The organism is Campylobacter concisus (genome assembly GCF_902460895.1).
Classification (GTDB): Bacteria; Campylobacterota; Campylobacteria; order Campylobacterales; family Campylobacteraceae; genus Campylobacter_A; species Campylobacter_A concisus_BC.
The window spans coordinates 369,121-385,136 of the sequence record NZ_CABPVL010000002.1 but is presented as its reverse complement, the minus strand read 5'-3'; the positions used below and the strand labels follow the sequence as shown (position 1 = coordinate 385,136).

At 40.2% G+C, this 16,016-nt stretch carries 17 protein-coding genes; 9 read left to right on the top strand and 8 right to left on the bottom strand.

Annotation, left to right across the window (positions count from 1 at the left end; all coding sequences use genetic code 11):
- Window positions 1–8 precede the first annotated feature (8 nt).
- Window positions 9–1,841, top strand: coding sequence for a peptidoglycan D,D-transpeptidase FtsI family protein (locus F3G98_RS03115; protein ID WP_021085499.1), 1,833 nt, complete (start codon window positions 9–11; stop codon window positions 1,839–1,841).
- An 88-nt stretch (window positions 1,842–1,929) separates the two neighbouring features.
- On the opposite strand, the gene F3G98_RS03110 is transcribed toward F3G98_RS03115, so the two are convergent.
- The 3 genes from F3G98_RS03110 to F3G98_RS03100 are packed head-to-tail and all read right to left on the bottom strand — an operon-like array spanning window position 1,930 to window position 4,261.
- Window positions 1,930–2,391: a hypothetical protein gene (locus F3G98_RS03110; protein ID WP_009294079.1), complete on the bottom strand. Its 462-nt coding sequence runs from the start codon at window positions 2,389–2,391 to the stop codon at window positions 1,930–1,932.
- A 47-nt stretch (window positions 2,392–2,438) separates the two neighbouring features.
- Window positions 2,439–3,392, bottom strand: a complete 954-nt coding sequence (gene hemH, locus F3G98_RS03105) for a ferrochelatase (protein WP_149725731.1) — start codon at window positions 3,390–3,392, stop codon at window positions 2,439–2,441.
- Entirely contained in the window at window positions 3,392–4,261 is an 870-nt protein-coding gene (locus F3G98_RS03100) for a Gfo/Idh/MocA family protein (protein ID WP_149725730.1), read from the bottom strand. The genes hemH and F3G98_RS03100 overlap by 1 nt, the downstream gene beginning before the upstream one ends.
- Before the next feature lie 170 nt (window positions 4,262–4,431).
- Here F3G98_RS03100 and alaS point away from each other — a divergent pair, with 170 nt between their 5' ends.
- From alaS to F3G98_RS03075, 5 genes are read left to right on the top strand one after another with little or no spacing between them, the layout of a single operon-like run.
- On the top strand, window positions 4,432–6,990 hold the full coding sequence (gene alaS, locus F3G98_RS03095) for an alanine--tRNA ligase (RefSeq protein ID WP_149725729.1): 2,559 nt from the start codon (window positions 4,432–4,434) through the stop codon (window positions 6,988–6,990).
- On the top strand, window positions 6,987–7,487 hold the full coding sequence (locus F3G98_RS03090) for a 3-isopropylmalate dehydratase (protein ID WP_149725728.1): 501 nt from the start codon (window positions 6,987–6,989) through the stop codon (window positions 7,485–7,487). The genes alaS and F3G98_RS03090 overlap by 4 nt, the downstream gene beginning before the upstream one ends.
- Window positions 7,484–8,026 carry a septum formation inhibitor Maf gene (gene maf / locus F3G98_RS03085; protein WP_103607659.1) on the top strand — a complete coding sequence of 181 codons (543 nt, stop codon included), beginning with the start codon at window positions 7,484–7,486 and terminating at the stop codon, window positions 8,024–8,026. The genes F3G98_RS03090 and maf overlap by 4 nt, the downstream gene beginning before the upstream one ends.
- The gene (locus tag F3G98_RS03080) at window positions 8,023–9,951 is read left to right on the top strand and encodes a transglycosylase domain-containing protein (RefSeq protein ID WP_103607658.1); all 1,929 of its coding nucleotides are present in this window, start codon (window positions 8,023–8,025) and stop codon (window positions 9,949–9,951) included. The genes maf and F3G98_RS03080 overlap by 4 nt, the downstream gene beginning before the upstream one ends.
- Window positions 9,952–9,959: 8 nt before the next feature.
- Window positions 9,960–10,274, top strand: a complete 315-nt coding sequence (locus F3G98_RS03075) for a ComEA family DNA-binding protein (protein ID WP_149725727.1) — start codon at window positions 9,960–9,962, stop codon at window positions 10,272–10,274.
- Between the two features lie 153 nt (window positions 10,275–10,427).
- On the opposite strand, the gene F3G98_RS10755 is transcribed toward F3G98_RS03075, so the two are convergent.
- Window positions 10,428–10,613 carry a hypothetical protein gene (locus tag F3G98_RS10755; protein WP_223231302.1) on the bottom strand — a complete coding sequence of 62 codons (186 nt, stop codon included), beginning with the start codon at window positions 10,611–10,613 and terminating at the stop codon, window positions 10,428–10,430.
- Between the two features lie 11 nt (window positions 10,614–10,624).
- On the opposite strand from F3G98_RS10755, the gene F3G98_RS10750 reads away from it, so the two are divergent.
- The 3 genes from F3G98_RS10750 (at window position 10,625) to F3G98_RS10870 (ending at window position 11,929) form a co-directional block, all read left to right on the top strand.
- Window positions 10,625–10,897: a phosphoethanolamine transferase domain-containing protein gene (locus F3G98_RS10750; protein ID WP_223231301.1), complete on the top strand. Its 273-nt coding sequence runs from the start codon at window positions 10,625–10,627 to the stop codon at window positions 10,895–10,897.
- Between the two features lie 70 nt (window positions 10,898–10,967).
- Complete coding sequence (locus F3G98_RS10875) at window positions 10,968–11,330, top strand: sulfatase-like hydrolase/transferase (protein WP_258031026.1); 363 nt, start codon at window positions 10,968–10,970, stop codon at window positions 11,328–11,330.
- Between the two features lie 5 nt (window positions 11,331–11,335).
- On the top strand, window positions 11,336–11,929 hold the full coding sequence (locus tag F3G98_RS10870) for a phosphoethanolamine transferase (protein WP_258031027.1): 594 nt from the start codon (window positions 11,336–11,338) through the stop codon (window positions 11,927–11,929).
- Window positions 11,930–11,971: 42 nt separating this feature from the next.
- Here the strand turns inward: F3G98_RS10870 and glyS are convergent, their stop codons facing one another.
- The 4 genes from glyS to F3G98_RS03055 are packed head-to-tail and all read right to left on the bottom strand — an operon-like array spanning window position 11,972 to window position 16,001.
- Entirely contained in the window at window positions 11,972–13,990 is a 2,019-nt protein-coding gene (gene glyS / locus F3G98_RS03065) for a glycine--tRNA ligase subunit beta (RefSeq protein ID WP_103607656.1), read from the bottom strand.
- Complete coding sequence (locus F3G98_RS10340) at window positions 13,987–14,139, bottom strand: hypothetical protein (RefSeq protein ID WP_180999458.1); 153 nt, start codon at window positions 14,137–14,139, stop codon at window positions 13,987–13,989. The genes glyS and F3G98_RS10340 overlap by 4 nt, the downstream gene beginning before the upstream one ends.
- A gap of 3 nt (window positions 14,140–14,142) precedes the next feature.
- Entirely contained in the window at window positions 14,143–15,525 is a 1,383-nt protein-coding gene (locus tag F3G98_RS03060) for an endonuclease/exonuclease/phosphatase family protein (protein WP_149725726.1), read from the bottom strand.
- Entirely contained in the window at window positions 15,522–16,001 is a 480-nt protein-coding gene (locus F3G98_RS03055; protein WP_149711808.1) for a tRNA (cytidine(34)-2'-O)-methyltransferase, read from the bottom strand. The genes F3G98_RS03060 and F3G98_RS03055 overlap by 4 nt, the downstream gene beginning before the upstream one ends.
- Between the last annotated feature and the right edge of the window lie 15 nt (window positions 16,002–16,016).

The following is a 16,016-nucleotide window of genomic DNA, read 5'->3' as shown; positions in this document are numbered from 1 at the left end:
GCCATTGAATGAATTCCAGAAAATCAAAAATAACCATACTTTTTTTATTAATTACTTTTGGAATTTCAATCTTTGTGCTCGTTATATTTTATAGAGCAAGCATCGAGCGAAAGCTTCCTAAGCTTCAAACAAGCGACGTAAATACCGCAATCCGAGGTAACATCGTCACAAAAGACGGCTTTAGCATCTCATCAAGCCAAAAACTCTACAAAGTGATGCTTGACACCAGAAACATCGATCCAAACAAAAAAGAGATGTTCATTAAGCTCTACTCGCTTTATAGCGGCGACGATCCAAACAAAGTAAGAAAGATCATAAACGGCACAAAAGGCCTTGTCACGCTCTCTTACAGCATCGACGCAAAGGGCGCTACCTACCTTCAAGAGCTTTCAAGAAAGCTAAACCGTAAGGGCATTTTAATCTCGTATCTTGACCCAAAAACTGGCCTTGCCTCATTTCAAGGCATGCGCGTGATGGAAAGCGGTCAAAACCGTAAATTTATGTCAAAAGATGCTCTAACACCAGCTATTGGCTACGTGAGCAAAACAGAGAGTGACGCACTTACCAAAAGCAAAGGCGTAAAAGGGCTTGAGAGATACTACGAGGACTACTTAGCTCCGATACAAAATGCCAAAATCCTTGGCCCACGTGATATCGGCAACAATATAATCTTAACCAGTGATTCAAATTTAGCAACAAGAGTTGATGGCTACAACGCAGTGCTTTCTGTACCGCTTAAATTTCAAACCAAGTTAGAGCAAATTTTAGATGAAAAACGTGAATTTCTAGATGCAAAAGAGCTAATCATCTGCATAATGAATAGCAAAAATGGAGAAATTCTAGCCCTAGCTTCTAGCTCAAGATACGATCCCTCAAACATAAGAAAGCAAGATTACAGTGCGCTAAATTCGAGCGCAAGCGAGTATGCATACGAGGTTGGATCGGTTTTTAAGCCATTTATCTTCTCCATACTACTTCAAGAAAAAAAGGTAAATCCTTTTGAGCTTGTAAATACCTATAACGGTCGCTATCAGCTAGGCAAAAGGATCATCAAAGATACCCACCCAGAGCCTTTTATGAGCGCTGAAGACATCATCGTGCACAGCTCAAACATCGGCATGATCCAGCTAGTAGAACGCCTAAATGGTCCGCAAATTTATCAAGGGCTTTTAAATTTTGGCTTTTCAAGAAAGACTGGCATCGACCTGCCATACGAGCAAGTAGGTATGATGCCAACAGTTACTAAACTAAACTCATCGACCTATAAAGCGACAGTTAGCTACGGATACGGCCTTCAAGCGACATTTATGCAGCTTTTAAAAGCCTATAACACCTTTAATAACAAAGGCATCGAGGTGACGCCACACATGGTGGCATATCTGGAGCGAAACGGCAAGCGCTACGATCTGCCAAAAGCAGAGCCAGCGCAGGTCATCTCGCAAGAGACTGCAAAGATAATGAAGAGAATTTTGATAAAAACAGTTGAAAAAGGTACTGGTCTAAAAGCATTTACACCAGGTCTTGAGATAGGCGGTAAAACTGGCACCGCACACATCGCTTCTGGCAAAGGCGGATATAGCAACACCTACAATGGCTCCTTTTTTGGCTTCGTAAACGACACAAGAGGCAACAGCTACACCATAGGTGTTTTAGCAAGAGATCCTAAAAAGCCTTACTACTACTTTGGTGCGCAAAGTGCGTTGCCGACATTTAAAAAGGCCGTTGATCTAATGGTTGAAGATGGCTATTTATTCCCAGATCCTAATGTCATAGCCGAGTTTGAAGCTAAAAAAGATAAGCTCAAAAACGACAAAGCAAAACAAAAACCGGCTTTAGATTAAATTTAACTTCTAAGATAAAAATATTAAATTTCAAATTTAGGGTTTAAAGTAGAAATTTGGATCTAGGCAAGTGGCCTAAATCCAGAATTTATGCAAGTCCAAGTTCATTTAAGACAGAGCTTAAATTTACAGAATTATTTGTATTTTTGCCAAGGCTATTTTGCTTCTCAAGCAGTGTTTGGCTCGTAAGTGCCATGTTTAGCTCTTTGCGGTAGTCACTTAAAATTTTATCCATGATTTTAAGTAGCTCATTTTTTTGATCCTGCGTTTTGGTCGGATCATTTATGCTTAAAAGCTCAGTTAGCTCCTCTTTTTTCTGAGCTATTTTCTCTTCTATCTTGTTTGAATTTAGCTCATTCATAAAGCCAGCAGCACCGATTTCTGTAAGCCTTTTCTTAAACTGCTCAAGCTTGTCTGAAACCTTTGCCTCGCTTGTGATCTTATCAAGCGTTAGACTTAAAATTTCATCAAAACTATTTTTTTTATCTTTAGCTTTGCTTGAGCCTGACTGCAACAAATAATCGATAATATCGTTATTTTGAACCTTCATACATCTCCTTTTAAATTTGAGATGCTTTTTATAAGCAAGATTTATTCCTAAAGGCTAAATTCTCTAGCACTTTTTGATTTTTCTAGGATAAAACTAGCAAATTCATCGCTAAAATTTGGACACTCTACCACTTTATAAAAACTAAAGCTTAGCTCTTTTGCAAGCTTAGCGTACTCGATAACTAGCTCAAAAATGGTCTCAGAGTTGTCTATGCAAAAAGATAGCGGATAGATAAGCGCTTTTTTATTTTCGTACTTTGCCAAAGCCTCATTTAGCGATGGTTCTAGCCATTTAACTGGTCCAAGACGCGACTGATAAGCAAGGCTCACATCTTTAAAATTTAGCCCCTGCTCTTTTAGCATTTTGCTTAAAATTTGCACATGTTCGTTTATGTGTTTTTCGTAGATATCGCCCTTTTCTATGATCTTGCGAGGTAAAGAGTGGGCTGAAAAAATGAGGCTAATATCGCTTATATCGATATCTTTTATCGCTTCACGGATATGAGAGATAATGATCTTGTTGTAAGCGTCATCATCATAAAATGGCTCACAAAGTAAAATTTTAGCTTTTAGTTTAAGCTCCTCTTTTGCCTTTTTAAAATCAGCTAAGCTTGAAGTTATCGTAGTTTGTGAGTGGTGAGGGTAGAGCGGCAAAAGAACTATCTCATCAAATTTCTCATACTTTTTAAGCACATCTTTTACAAATGGCGAAGTGTAGTTCATCGCAAAATCAACCGCGTCAAATTCGCTTTTAAGGCTTGAAATTTTCTCACAAAGCTTAGCTGTAAGCTCGCAAAGTGGCGACTTTCCGCCTATTTGCTCGTAGTTGTGCTTCGCGGTTTTTAGCCTGCCTTTTGTGATCATGAAAGCTACAAATTTTCTTAAAAATTTATTTTTTATACCCAAAATATATGGGTCATTAAACATATTTGTTAAGAAAATTTCGACATCATCTAGGCTATTTGCACCGCCCATATTTAAAAGCAAAAGAGCTTTTTTCATTAAAATAGTTCTCTTATTTTTATAGCGTCATCGATGTTTGAAAGTTCGCTGCTCTCGCCACTTTGGCAAAGATCGTAAAAGGCCTCGTATTGCGCTTTTAGCTCGCTATTATTTGTATCTATCTTTAAATTCATCTGTCCATTTTCGCTCACTTGATGAAGCTTGTGATCGATGAGATCGCCAAAATAGACGCCATTTTTCGCATTTACCTCTATCTTAAAGCGCTCTAGTGAGCCACAAAATGAGTCGGTGATATGCACTAGAATTTGATTTTTACTTTTAAAACTTATCGCCACATTATCGGCACTTTTGGCATTTGTCTTGTTTGTTTGAGTGTAGTAAAAGTCGCTGACTTCAGAATTTATGATATTTTTTGCTAGGTCGATGTCAGAAACTGAGAGCTCATTTATGATGTTTCCATCGCAAAGTGGCTTAAAATGAGCGATCGAGATGCTATAAATTTCCTCTTCTTTTAAAAGTGCCTTTTTAAGTGACAAGATAGTTGGATTAAAACGCTCAGAAATGCCTGTGCAAACCCTAGTTTTGTTTGTTTTGGCGGCATATTTTATCTCTTTAAGATCTGCGATACTTTTAAAAACTGGGCGTGAAATGAGGATATTTTGGCAATATTTTGCACACTGGCAAAATGCCTCCACCATCTCATCTCTTGGTGAGCAAAGCACGACTGCTTGAGGCTGGGCAACCTCTATAAATTCTTTAAAATCAGTATAAAAATCAGCTCTGCAAAACTCATCAACATTGTCTTTGTCAAAAATGCCACAAATTTCAAACTCGTTTGAGCGTCTAAGCTCTAAATAATGTTTTTTACCTGTGCTGCAATAGCCGATAATGCCGATTTTTAGCTTCACATTCACCCTTTAAAACTTTAGAAATTTTTAATTATTTTATTTACAAATCGCTTTTAAATAGATAAAACAAGAGATAGTTTTCAAAATATCACTATTTTTTCTCTTTTTAGAATTTCGCAAACGAATTTTGGCTAAAATCAAGCAAAATTTTAAAACTAACGAGGATAAAAATGCAAAATTTAGATATAAGAAAGGCATATCTTGATTTTTTTAAATCAAAAGGTCACGAAGTCGTAGCTTCTGCACCACTCGTGCCAAACGATGCAACACTACTTTTTACAAATGCTGGCATGGTACCATTTAAGAGCATTTTCACAGGCGAAGTGCCACGCCCAACACCACCTATTCGCACTAGCTGTCAGACCTGCATAAGAGCTGGCGGTAAGCACAATGACCTTGATAACGTCGGTTACACAGCGCGCCACCACACATTTTTTGAGATGCTTGGCAACTTTAGCTTTGGCGAATACTTCAAAAAAGAGGCGATCTCTTACGCTTGGGAATTTGTCACAGAGGTGCTAAAACTACCAAAAGATAAGCTTTATGTAACCGTTCACGAAAGCGACGATGAGGCGTTTGAAATTTGGAGCACTCACATCGCAAAAGAGAGAATTTACCGCTTTGGCGACCATGATAACTTCTGGCAAATGGGCGATACTGGACCATGCGGCCCTTGCAGTGAAATTTTTTACGATCAAGGCGCTGAACACTTTAACACACCTGAAGACTACATGGGTGGCGATGGCGATAGATTTTTAGAGATCTGGAACCTTGTTTTCATGCAGTATGAAAGAAGCGCGGATGGCAAACTAAGTCCACTACCAAAGCCAAGCATCGATACTGGCATGGGGCTAGAGCGTGTTACTGCTATCTTGCAGGGTAAATTTAGCAACTACGACAGCACACTTTTTATGCCGCTAATTAGCGAAGTGGCAAAGCTTTGCGGCAAGCCATACGTCTATGAAAGTGGCGCTAGCTACCGCGTCATAAGCGATCACATCCGCTCGGTTACATTTTTGCTAGCTCAAGGCACGACATTTGACAAAGAAGGCCGTGGCTACGTGCTTCGCCGTATCTTACGCCGTGCGATACGCCATGGATACTTGCTAGGCATAAAAGAGCCATTTATGTATAAGCTTGTCGATAAAGTTTGTGAGCTTATGGGCGGACACTACACCTATCTAAACGATAAAAAAGCAGCTGTAAAAGAGCAGATCAAACTTGAAGAAGAGAGATTTTTAGCGACTATCGCAAGTGGGCTTGAACTATTTGAGAGTGAGCTTAAAAATACAAAAGAAATTTTTAGTGGAGAGGCTGCATTTAAGCTCTATGACACATTTGGCTTCCCACTTGATCTAACGGCTGATATGCTTAGAGAAAAGGGCTTAAAGGTCGATGAGGCAAGGTTTGATGAGCTTATGAGCGAGCAAAAAGCACGTGCAAAAGCTGCTTGGAAAGGTAGTGGCGACAAGAGTGCGAAGGGCGACTTTAAAGAGCTACTTGAGAAATTTGGCGAGAATAAATTTATAGGCTACGAAGAGCTTAAGAGTAAAAGTAAAATTCTAGCCCTACTTGATGAAGAATTTAAAAATGTAGATAGCCTAGATGCTGGCAAAGAGGGTTGGGTGATGTTTGATATCACTCCATTTTACGCTCAAAGTGGCGGTCAGTGCGGCGATAGCGGTAAGATAGTAGGCAAAGCAAATGTGCTTGATACGCAAAAATTCCACGGGCTAAATTTATCTTTAGTAAAAACTAGCGCGGCACTAAAAGTTGGCGACGAAGTAGAGCTTGAAGTGGGCAGCGATAGAGCGGAGACTGCACGTCATCACAGCGCTACACACTTGCTTCACGCAGCCCTTAGAAGCGTGCTTGGCACACACATCGCTCAAGCTGGCTCAAACGTCGAGGCAGATAGGCTAAGGTTTGACTTCTCTCATCCAAAGGCGCTTACTAGCGAAGAAATTTCAAAGGTTGAGAACCTTGTAAATGAGTGGATCTTAGACGGTGCAAATGCAAAAACGCAGGTTATGGAGCTTGAAGAGGCCAAAAAAAGCGGAGCGATCGCGCTATTTAACGAAAAATATGCCGACAAAGTAAGAGTTGTGAGCTTTGGCGATGTCAGTAAAGAGCTTTGCGGCGGCACACACGTAAAAAATATAGATGAGATCGGATCGTTTTTCATCACAAAAGAGAGTGGTGTAAGTGCTGGTGTTAGGCGTATAGAGGCTGTTTGCTCAAGAGCTGCGCTAAATTTAGCAAGGTCATTTAGAGCTGAGCTTGAAGAGCTAAAAGATGAGCTAAAAAGCACAGAGCCATTAAATGCCGTTAAAAAGCTAAAGGGCGAGATAAAAACGCTAAAAGATAAGCTAAAAAACGCTAAAAGCTCTGGGGAGCTAGCCTTTTTAAACGTAAATGAGACCAAGCTTTGCGTAGCAAGCATCGATGGTGGCGATATAAAAACGATGATAGATGAGTTTAAAAACGAGCATGAAAGCGCTGCGATCTTGCTGGTTCAAGTCGATGAAGAGGGCAAAATTTCTCTTGCAGCTGGCGTGAAAAATGCTCCTATAAAAGCTGGTGCTTGGGTTAAATTTGCAGCGCAAATTCTAGGTGGCAATGGCGGCGGAAAAGACGACTTTGCAACAGCTGGCGGCAAAAACGCTCTAGCCATCGAAGACGCCATAAAAAGCTCACTTGAGTATGCAAGGCAAGCTTTAGAAAAATGATTCATCAAGAGATCGCTTTTTTTAAATTTGATCAACTAATCATCTTCTTGCACATTAGTTTCGTAGCTCTTTTTATAGGGCTACAAGCTGGTTTGGTGCTTGCTGGAAGCTATTTTATAAAAAATAAATTTGAAGATAAAGAGCGCTATCACATCTTGCTTCACATCATAAGACGCTTTGGACTAGCTATCTTTGCGCTAGTTCTTTGCATCGCACTAACTAGTTTAATAATGATCTTTTGCTTTGATGATGGCAAAATGCAAAATCCGATGGCAAGTGCGATAGTAGCGACCAAATGGGCGATAGAGCTATTTTTACTCTTAAATTTAAGCTACATCTTTTATAGATACAAAAAGGCTTTAAAAACTCTAAGATCACACGAGATGATCGAGCTAAACGAAAGTCTAATCGTCATCATCTACTACTTCACGCCGCTAAATTTACTAGCCTCGCTTGCGGCTGTCTATCTTGGCGTGAGCTATATGGGCTTTTTATGATCACACTTGCTTCTAGCTCGCCAACAAGGGCAAATTTACTAAAAAATGCTGGGATAGAATTTAAACAAATTTCTTGCAGCTTTGATGAGAGTATGATAGCAAAGAGCCTAAAACCAGAAATTTACGTCCAAAACGTCGTAAAAACTAAAAAAGAGCAGTTTTTAAAGGCAAATGGAAAGCTTACAAATTTACTCTTTGCAGATAGCTGCGTGGCTTGTGGGGATAAAATTTTAGGCAAGGCAAAGGATGAAAACGAGGCACTTGCTATGCTAAATTTACAAAGTGGCAATGAATGTAGCGTCTATACAGCGATGATATTTTTAGGCAAATTTGAGCTTATAAATGTAAGCAAGACTACATATAAATTTGCTAAATTTAGCGAGCAAGATCTAAAAAGCTACCTAGAAAGTGGCGAGTGGCGAGGCAAAGCTGGAGCCATGACGATAGAAAATTTTAATAAAAAATACATCACCTCCCAGCACGGCGAAACAAGCACGGCAATGGGGTTAAATTTAAAAATATTAAAGGCATTTTTATGAAATATATCTTGGCATTTATCTTTGTAGTTGCCATCGCACTTGGTGGAGCGTTTTTATACTTTTATTCGCAGGTGAGATTTGACGCTTATACCATCATCGACTACAAGCCAAAGCTTGCGACACAAATTTTTGATAGAAACAACGAGCTTATCGCAAATATCTTTGAAGAAAATAGAATTTACGTCAAATATAACGACATCCCGCCACGTGTCATCGAAGCGCTCGTGGCTATCGAGGATACGAGCTACTTTGAGCATGGCGGTATCAACGTAGAAGCCATGGCAAGAGCGGCGATAAAGGACATCAAAGCTAGAAAGCTAGTCGAGGGCGCATCTACGCTAACTCAGCAGCTCATAAAAAATCTAGCCCTAAGCCGCGAGAAGAAATTTACAAGAAAGATAAAAGAGGTTGTGCTTGCTATGAAGCTTGAAAGCGAGCTTAGCAAAGAGGACATCATCGAAAGATACCTAAATCACGTATATTTCGGGCACGGCTACTACGGCATCAAAACGGCTGCAGAGGGGTACTTTAGAAAAGAGCTAAATGAGCTAAGTATAAAAGAGATAGCGATGCTAGTTGGCATGCCAAAAGCGCCAAGCACCTATGATCCTACAAAGCACCTTGACCTCTCACTTAGCCGCGCAAACAGGGTCCTTGAGAGGATGTATAGCATCGGCTGGATAAACGAAGATGAGTACCGCAAGGGCGTACTTGAAGAGCCAGCAGTCTTTGACGATACGCTAACGCGCAATAAGGCTCCTTACGTGGTCGATGAGATCATAAAAGAGGCTTCAAAGAAATTTGACGATATAAAAACTGGCGGTTACAGGATACAAAGCACAGTCGATCTAAATGTGCAAAAGATCGCTCAAGACGCCCTAATCTATGGCTACAATGAAATTTTAAAAAGAGATAAAAAGGCAAATCCAGAGATGCTAAATGGCGCTATCGTCGTCACTCATCCACAAAGCGGACAAATTTTAGCTCTAATTGGCGGCATCGACTACGCAAAAAGTAGCTACAACCGCGCCACACAGAGCAAGCGCCAGCCAGGATCAAGCTTTAAGCCATTTATCTATCAAATAGCCCTTGATAGCGGCTACTCTGTCGTCTCTCAGGTAGCTGATATCGCTAGGACGTTTGACATGGGCAATGGCAAAGAGTGGACGCCAAAAAACTATAGCGGTGGTTTTCAAGGCTACATCACGATAAAATCAGCCTTAACCCAGTCTCGCAACCTCGCAACCATAAATTTACTAAACGATCTTGGTCTTAGCTCGGTTCGCAAACAGCTTACGGATATGGGCTTTAACGACATCCCTGAAAATTTATCAATCGCACTTGGTAGCTTTGGAATTTCGCCACTTGACTTTGCGAAATTTTACTCGATGTTTCCAAATGATGGCGAAGTGGTCGAGCCTACGCTCATAAAGCATATAGAAAATAGCTTTGGCGCGTCGATGGACTACGAGCCTCAAAAGAAGCAGGTACTAAAACCTGAGCAGGCATTTTTGATGACTACCTTGCTTCAAAATGTCGTAAATAACGGCACCGGACGCAACGCAAAGGTAAATGGCATCCAGATCGCTGGCAAGACTGGTACGACAAACAATAACATCGATGCTTGGTTTTGCGGCTATTCGCCTGATATCGAGGCCATCATCTGGTACGGAAACGACGATAACAGCCCTATGAAAAAGGTCGAGGGTGGCGGCAGGACAGCTGCACCGGTCTTTAAGAAATTTATGGAGGGCTACATCAAGCTCTACCCTACCCTAAGGCGTGCGTTTGAGCAGCCTGATGGCGTCTATAAAGGATACTATAACGGCGCTGATGAGTACTACACAAATGACTCGCCGTTGCCGCAAAATACGCCAACAAATGACATCATTCAAGATCAAGAAAACGATGGATTATTATTTTAGGAGATAAGATGAAAAGATTAAAAATTTTACTTTGTCTAGCGCTTGCAAGCCTTGCATACGGCGCTGATCTAAACACAGCTAGCAAGAGCGAGCTAATGAGCCTTGGGCTAAACAAGAGCCAAGCGCTAAACGTCATAAAATATAGAAAAGCTCATAAATTTAAAAGTGTCGAGGAGCTTGAGAAGGTTCAAGGCATCGGCTTTAACGACATGCAAAAGGTCAAAGAAAAGCTTAGTGTAAAAGATAGCCAAAAGGCGAAAAAGGCTGAGCCTGAAAAGAAGTCAAAAAACAAGAAGCTAAAAAGCAAGAAAAAGAAAAAATAGTTTTTCTCTTCTAAATTTCTAGCCATTTACATTTTAGCTCTATCATTACGCCCCTGAAAGAAGGTGGCTAGAAATACTAAACATCGACAAAATAAGACATATAAGCTTTGTTAAATTTTTAATTTTATTTGTAGCTTATATGTTTTTCATAAACTACATATTTTTATTTAAGGGCGTGTTTTTAGGGTTTTTATCGGGCGACACTTTGTCTTTTTCTATACTGCTTTTTGCTCTACTTAGCATATTTTTTCTTTTGCTCTTTGCTGGAGTTTTTTGCATTTTGCTTGTGCCATTTTTGCTAAAACCTCTTGCTATCTTTCTCATCATGATTAGCAGCATCTGCCTACTTTATGCAAATTTACGGCGTCATTATAGATAAAGGCATGCTATTAAACGTCCTACACACTGATACAAAAGAGGCTTTTAGTTACATTAGTACAGGTTTAGTCTTTTGGATTATTCTTACAACTATCCTGCCCTGCGTATATGTAGCGCTTGTAAAGATTAGCTATGGCAGTTTTAAAAATGCGCTTAGATCAAGGCTAAAAATAGCCCTTAGCACTTTGGCAAGTGCAGCTATAATCTTTACTCTCATGTCTAAAATTTTTATACCATTTTTTTAGAGAGCATAACGCCTCAAGCGTTTTACTCCCATACTATCCCATCTACTCTGGCATAAGATTAGCAAAGTCTTTGGCGCAAAAACCACTCCCTTTTACCTACGTGGCAGATGACGCAACGCTTACTAACGATAAAAAGAAAATTTTAGTTTTGATAGTTGGCGAGACACAAAGGAGCAAAAACTACTCACTAAATAGCTACACTAAAAACAATACAAATAAATTCACCAAGCAAAAAGATGTGGTAAGTTTTACAAATTTCTACTCATGTGGAACCGCGACAGAGACTAGCGTGCCTTGCCTATTTTCAGACTTAAAGCGAGAAAATTTTAGCAACCGCGAAGCTAAAGCTCGTGAAAATTTAGTTGATATCATCAATAAACTTGGCATAAAAACATATTTTTTTGGCAACAATAGTGGCGACTGCGAAAAATAGAAGTAGTGATTTGCGACAATCTTGATCAAAACCACACCTCAGAGCACAGAGCAGCTGGCTTTGATGAAGTGATATTTGATGAGGCAAAAAAGGTCATAAAAGATGCAAATTCCACTACATTTATCGTGCTACATTTGCAAGGCTCACATGGCCCTATCTACTACAAAGGCTACCCAAGTAAGTTTAAAGAATTCACCCCAACATGCGACACCGCCGAGCTAAACAAATGCACGCCAGATGAGATAGCAAACACCTATGACAACACCATTTTATACGAGGACTATCTACAAAGCGAGCTGATAAACGCCCTTGAAGCAAGAAAAGATAAATTTGAGGTTGCCATGTTCTTTTTCTCAGATCACGGAGAGAGCCTAGACGAAAATGGCATATATTTACACGGACTGCCTTACTCCATCGCTCCAGACGAGCAAAAACACATCCCAGCCATCGTCTTTTCAAGCGATAGCGAGCTTTTAAAAAGACTAAAATCTAGAAAAGATGAGAGCCTTTCGCATGATTTTATCTTTAGCTCAGTTCTTGGATATTTTGGGGTAAAAACTAAGGCTTACGAGCCAGAATTTGATATTTTTAAGGAGTAAATTTAAAAGCCAGCCTAGGCAAAGCCCGAAGCTGGCGCAAATTTAAAAGCTGATCTCTTTTATATCAGCTACTTTTAGTATCTCACTATAAATTTGACCGATTATCGCGACGCGGTTATTTCGCACCTTCTCGTTTTCAACGTTTATCATAACTTTGTCAAAAAACTCATCTATCTGCGGTTTTAGTGCAAATAGCGCTTTTAGCCTTGGCTCGTATGCCAAGCTCTTATCGACGGCTTTAAATGCGTCATTTAAGGCCTTTTCAGCATCTATCTCAAAGAGGCTCTCATCGACCTTGCTAAATTTATCATCTTTTATGATGTTTGCAAGGCGCTTAAATGTCGAGAAATTCTCCCTAAAATTTGGCTCGCTTGAAATTTTAGCAAGTGCCTCTATCATCTTAGTTAGCTCCAAGATGTCCTTTTCGCCGCTTTTTATGCACGCTTTTACGATAGAAGCATTTACGTCAAAGAAGGTGTAGAGCCTATCAAGGATGAAATTTATAAGCACTTCAACGTCAAATTTCTTATAATCTTTTGCAATATCTTCTAAAATTTCTTTTACGTTAAATTTTAGATTATGCGCCAAAACAATCTTTATCACGCCATTTGCCGCGCGCCTTAGAGCGTATGGGTCCTTGGTGCCGCTTGGGATTTTGCCGATGCTAAAGAGCCCCATTAGCGTATCAAGCTTATTTGAAAGCGCCACAACCGAGCTAAAGACCTTGCTTGGGCACTGCGCCTCCTCGCCATCTGGCAAATACTGCTCTTTTATAGCTAAAACGACGTTTTCATCTTCATTTTTAGCCTTTGCGTAGTAAGCACCCATGATGCCTTGAAGCTCGGTAAATTCATAAACCATCTGCGTTGTAAGATCAGCCTTACTTAGCATCACAGCTCGCTCCAGCTTGGCCGCGTACTCGCCAGCTTCTTTTTTAAGTAGCTCACCATAGTTGCTAGCAAGTTTTTTAGCCACCTTTAGCTCTCTAAGCTCTTTTTCGTAGATACTTCCAAGCTCTTTTAGGTAGGTTATATTTTTTAGTTTTTCTGGGCTAAATTCGGCCTTAAGGTCGCTTTGCCAAAAGAACATCGCGTCGCTTAGTCTTGCTCTTAGCACCTTTTCGTTGCCCTTAATAATGAGTGAGTAGTCCTTTGTGATGGCGTTACTAACGACCACAAAGCCATTTGCTAGCTTGCCATCTTTAAAGACTGGGAAGTAGCGCTGATTTTCTTTCATCGATGTGATGATGACCTCGCTTGGAACCTCTAAAAACTCCTCTTCAAACGAGCCAAGAAGCGCTGTTGGATACTCTGTGATCGCCACTACTTCAGCTAGCAAGTCTTTATCTATCTCGATCTTTAGCCCACTTTTTTGGCTGATCTTTTCAAATTCATCAAGGATTATTTTCTCTCTTTCGTCTGCCTCTAGCACGACCCCACGGCTCTTTGAGCCTTCAAAATACTCTTTTATATTTGAAATTTTTATCTTGTCGTAGCTGATGCTTCTGTGAGGATAGGTAGAGTTGCTACTCTCTACGCCAAATTTGTTAAATTTAATGACCTCATCGCCCAGCAAGCACAAAAACGATCTTATCGGTCGGATAAACTCAAACTCGCCGTTGCCCCAACGCATAGACTTGCCAAAGCTAAGGCTCTTTAAAAACTCCTCGACCATGTCGCCCATTATCTTAGCGACTGGCTCGCCCTTCACCTCTTTTTCGTAGTAAAGCACCTCTTTGCTGTCTATCTCTTTAAATTTAAGCTCACTCTCGCTTATGCCACATTTATTTGCAAAGCTAAGTGCAGCCTTTGTAAAAGCTCCGTCTTTTAGCGCCACTTGCTTTGGCGCACCGACAAAACTAGCCACGCTATCTGGCTGAGCCAGCGGGAATTTCTCATGGAAAAAGACCAAACGGCGCGGCGTGTAGTAAAATTTAAACTCGCTTTTGATGTTATATTTTTCAAGCACAGCCTGCCATTTAGCATTGATGTTTGGCAGCTCCCTTAAAAATGGTATCGCTGGAAGCTCCTCGACTCCGATCTCTAGTAACAACTCTTTCATATCTCACTCTTTTTATTAAAATTTTCTCTTTTTTCTCTTATCATCTCTCTTGCTTTCTCCTTCTCTTGCGCCTGCACAATGACGCCTCTTATCATAAATATCACAAACAAAACAAACGCTGCGATCATAAAAATATCTAAAATTTGCACCATCTACTCCACAACGATCTCTTTTTCGTTTTTATAAATTTTCACCCTCGCTCGCTCAAAGCTATACTCGCCATCTTTTAGCCTTTTTTTGCTATAAACTCTGATCTTGCCATGTGGAGTATGCAAGTAGCCACTCTCCAGCTTGCCTGAAATTTTAGCGATCACGTCGCCACTTCTAGCCTCACTTAGTTTCGAGCTATCAAGTAAATTTTCACTCACATCTTTTGTGCCATACTCATTTATGATCTCATAAGAGCTTATTTCAAGCGCCTCTTTGTAAAATTTCACTCGCCTGACCAAGATGTCAAGCTCATCGCCCACGCCGACGCTATTTTTAGGATCAAAAACGTAAATTCCACGGCGATTTTTTGAGATGATAAAGCCATGCTTATCTTTTAAGATGACAACGGCTCGCTCCACAAGTGCTGGCATGGCCTCAGGATGCTCAAAAAGCGTCTCTATATCAGCTTTTTTATAGTTTTGTTCTTCTACTTTTTTAGCTTCTTTTTTTAAATTTTCATTTGATTTAGCAGGACTTGGTTTAGTTGAGATTTTAAATTTAAGTGCAAAATGATCTGAATAAAGATCGCTCTTTGCAAAGCCATGCTCATCGACCATAAAGCTTGGTTTAAAGACTTCAAAACTGCCATCAATGTAGCTTAGATCACCATTTGCCATAAAGCTAGGCGAGAGCAAAACGTGGTCAATAGCTCGCTTTTTGCCATGGACTGCATGAGAGTATCTATCTTTTGGGGCTAAAAAGCTATAAAGATCATAAAATCCACGAGTTGCGATGATATCATTTAAGATGGATTTTTGCCCATAAGGTGAGTTAAAATCGCCCAAAACTATGGCATTTTGCTCGTTACCAAGAGCAGCTCTTAGCGTTCTTTCAGCCTTTTTTTGCATATTTATGCCGTTTTTATAAGCTGGGAAGTGATTAACAAAAACGCTAAATTTCTTACCCTCCACCTCAAAAATGACCTTTAAAATGTTTCTAGTTTTTACATTTGGCACTTCAAAAATTTCACTGCCACTTGGCTTTATTTTTGACACAAGAGCTAGTCCGACTGGAGAGTTTTTTGCCTTGCTAAAGGCTATAAATTTATACTCACTGCCATCAACCAAAGCCCTTAAAACCTGCTCGTTTTCAACCTCTTCAAGTGCGATGATGTCGGTATCTATGGCGTCTATGACCTGCCTTGTTCTTTTTAGTTTTGAGCTAGCCGCCTCGCAGTCCCACTTTGAAGTGCCAGATTTAAAGTCAGGATATTCGCTGCCATCATCCTTGCAGTCAAATAAATTTTGCACATTATAAGTTGCGATGCTTATCTCGCTAGCAAACGCCATAAAAACGGCAAAAACTAATGCAAAGAGCGCTCTCAAACCTCGCTCCTAAAGTCAAATTTAGAGATGTTTTGCCTGATCGCCTCATACGCGATGATGCCAGCACTCATGGCTAAATTTAAGCTCCTGCCCTCTTTTCCCATCGGGATCGTTATGGCATTTTTAAAATTTATATCCATAAATTCTCTTGGTAGCCCTGTGCTCTCTCCGCCAAAAAATATAAAATCTCCTGGCTCAAATTTAGCGTCGTAGTAAAGCCTATTTGTCTTAGTCGTAGCAAAGAAAAATCGCTCTTTGTGGCTTAAATTTGCCTGTAAAAATTCATCCAAACTCTCCCAAATTTTTGGATCTAAAATTTTCCAATAATCAAGCCCTGCTCGTCTAACCGCCTTTTCGCTCAGGTCAAACACGGTTGGCTTAACGATATGTAGCTTTAAATTTGCATTTACACACATTCTGCCGATAGCTCCAGTGTTTTGCGGTATCTGAGGATGGACTAGGACTATGTTAAACATAACTTTATTTTTGCC

Coding starts and splice junctions, on each gene's coding strand:
- alaS (WP_149725729.1), top strand. CDS start 4,432: ATGCAAAATTTAGATATAAGAAAGGCATATCTTGATTTTTTTAAATCA.
- F3G98_RS10750 (WP_223231301.1), top strand. CDS start 10,625: ATGCAAATTTACGGCGTCATTATAGATAAAGGCATGCTATTAAACGTC.
- hemH (WP_149725731.1), bottom strand. CDS start 3,392: ATGAAAAAAGCTCTTTTGCTTTTAAATATGGGCGGTGCAAATAGCCTA.
- glyS (WP_103607656.1), bottom strand. CDS start 13,990: ATGAAAGAGTTGTTACTAGAGATCGGAGTCGAGGAGCTTCCAGCGATA.
- F3G98_RS10755 (WP_223231302.1), bottom strand. CDS start 10,613: ATGCTGCTAATCATGATGAGAAAGATAGCAAGAGGTTTTAGCAAAAAT.
- F3G98_RS03075 (WP_149725727.1), top strand. CDS start 9,960: ATGAAAAGATTAAAAATTTTACTTTGTCTAGCGCTTGCAAGCCTTGCA.
- maf (WP_103607659.1), top strand. CDS start 7,484: ATGATCACACTTGCTTCTAGCTCGCCAACAAGGGCAAATTTACTAAAA.
- F3G98_RS03055 (WP_149711808.1), bottom strand. CDS start 16,001: ATGTTTAACATAGTCCTAGTCCATCCTCAGATACCGCAAAACACTGGA.
- F3G98_RS03080 (WP_103607658.1), top strand. CDS start 8,023: ATGAAATATATCTTGGCATTTATCTTTGTAGTTGCCATCGCACTTGGT.
- F3G98_RS03115 (WP_021085499.1), top strand. CDS start 9: ATGAATTCCAGAAAATCAAAAATAACCATACTTTTTTTATTAATTACT.
- F3G98_RS03090 (WP_149725728.1), top strand. CDS start 6,987: ATGATTCATCAAGAGATCGCTTTTTTTAAATTTGATCAACTAATCATC.
- F3G98_RS03110 (WP_009294079.1), bottom strand. CDS start 2,391: ATGAAGGTTCAAAATAACGATATTATCGATTATTTGTTGCAGTCAGGC.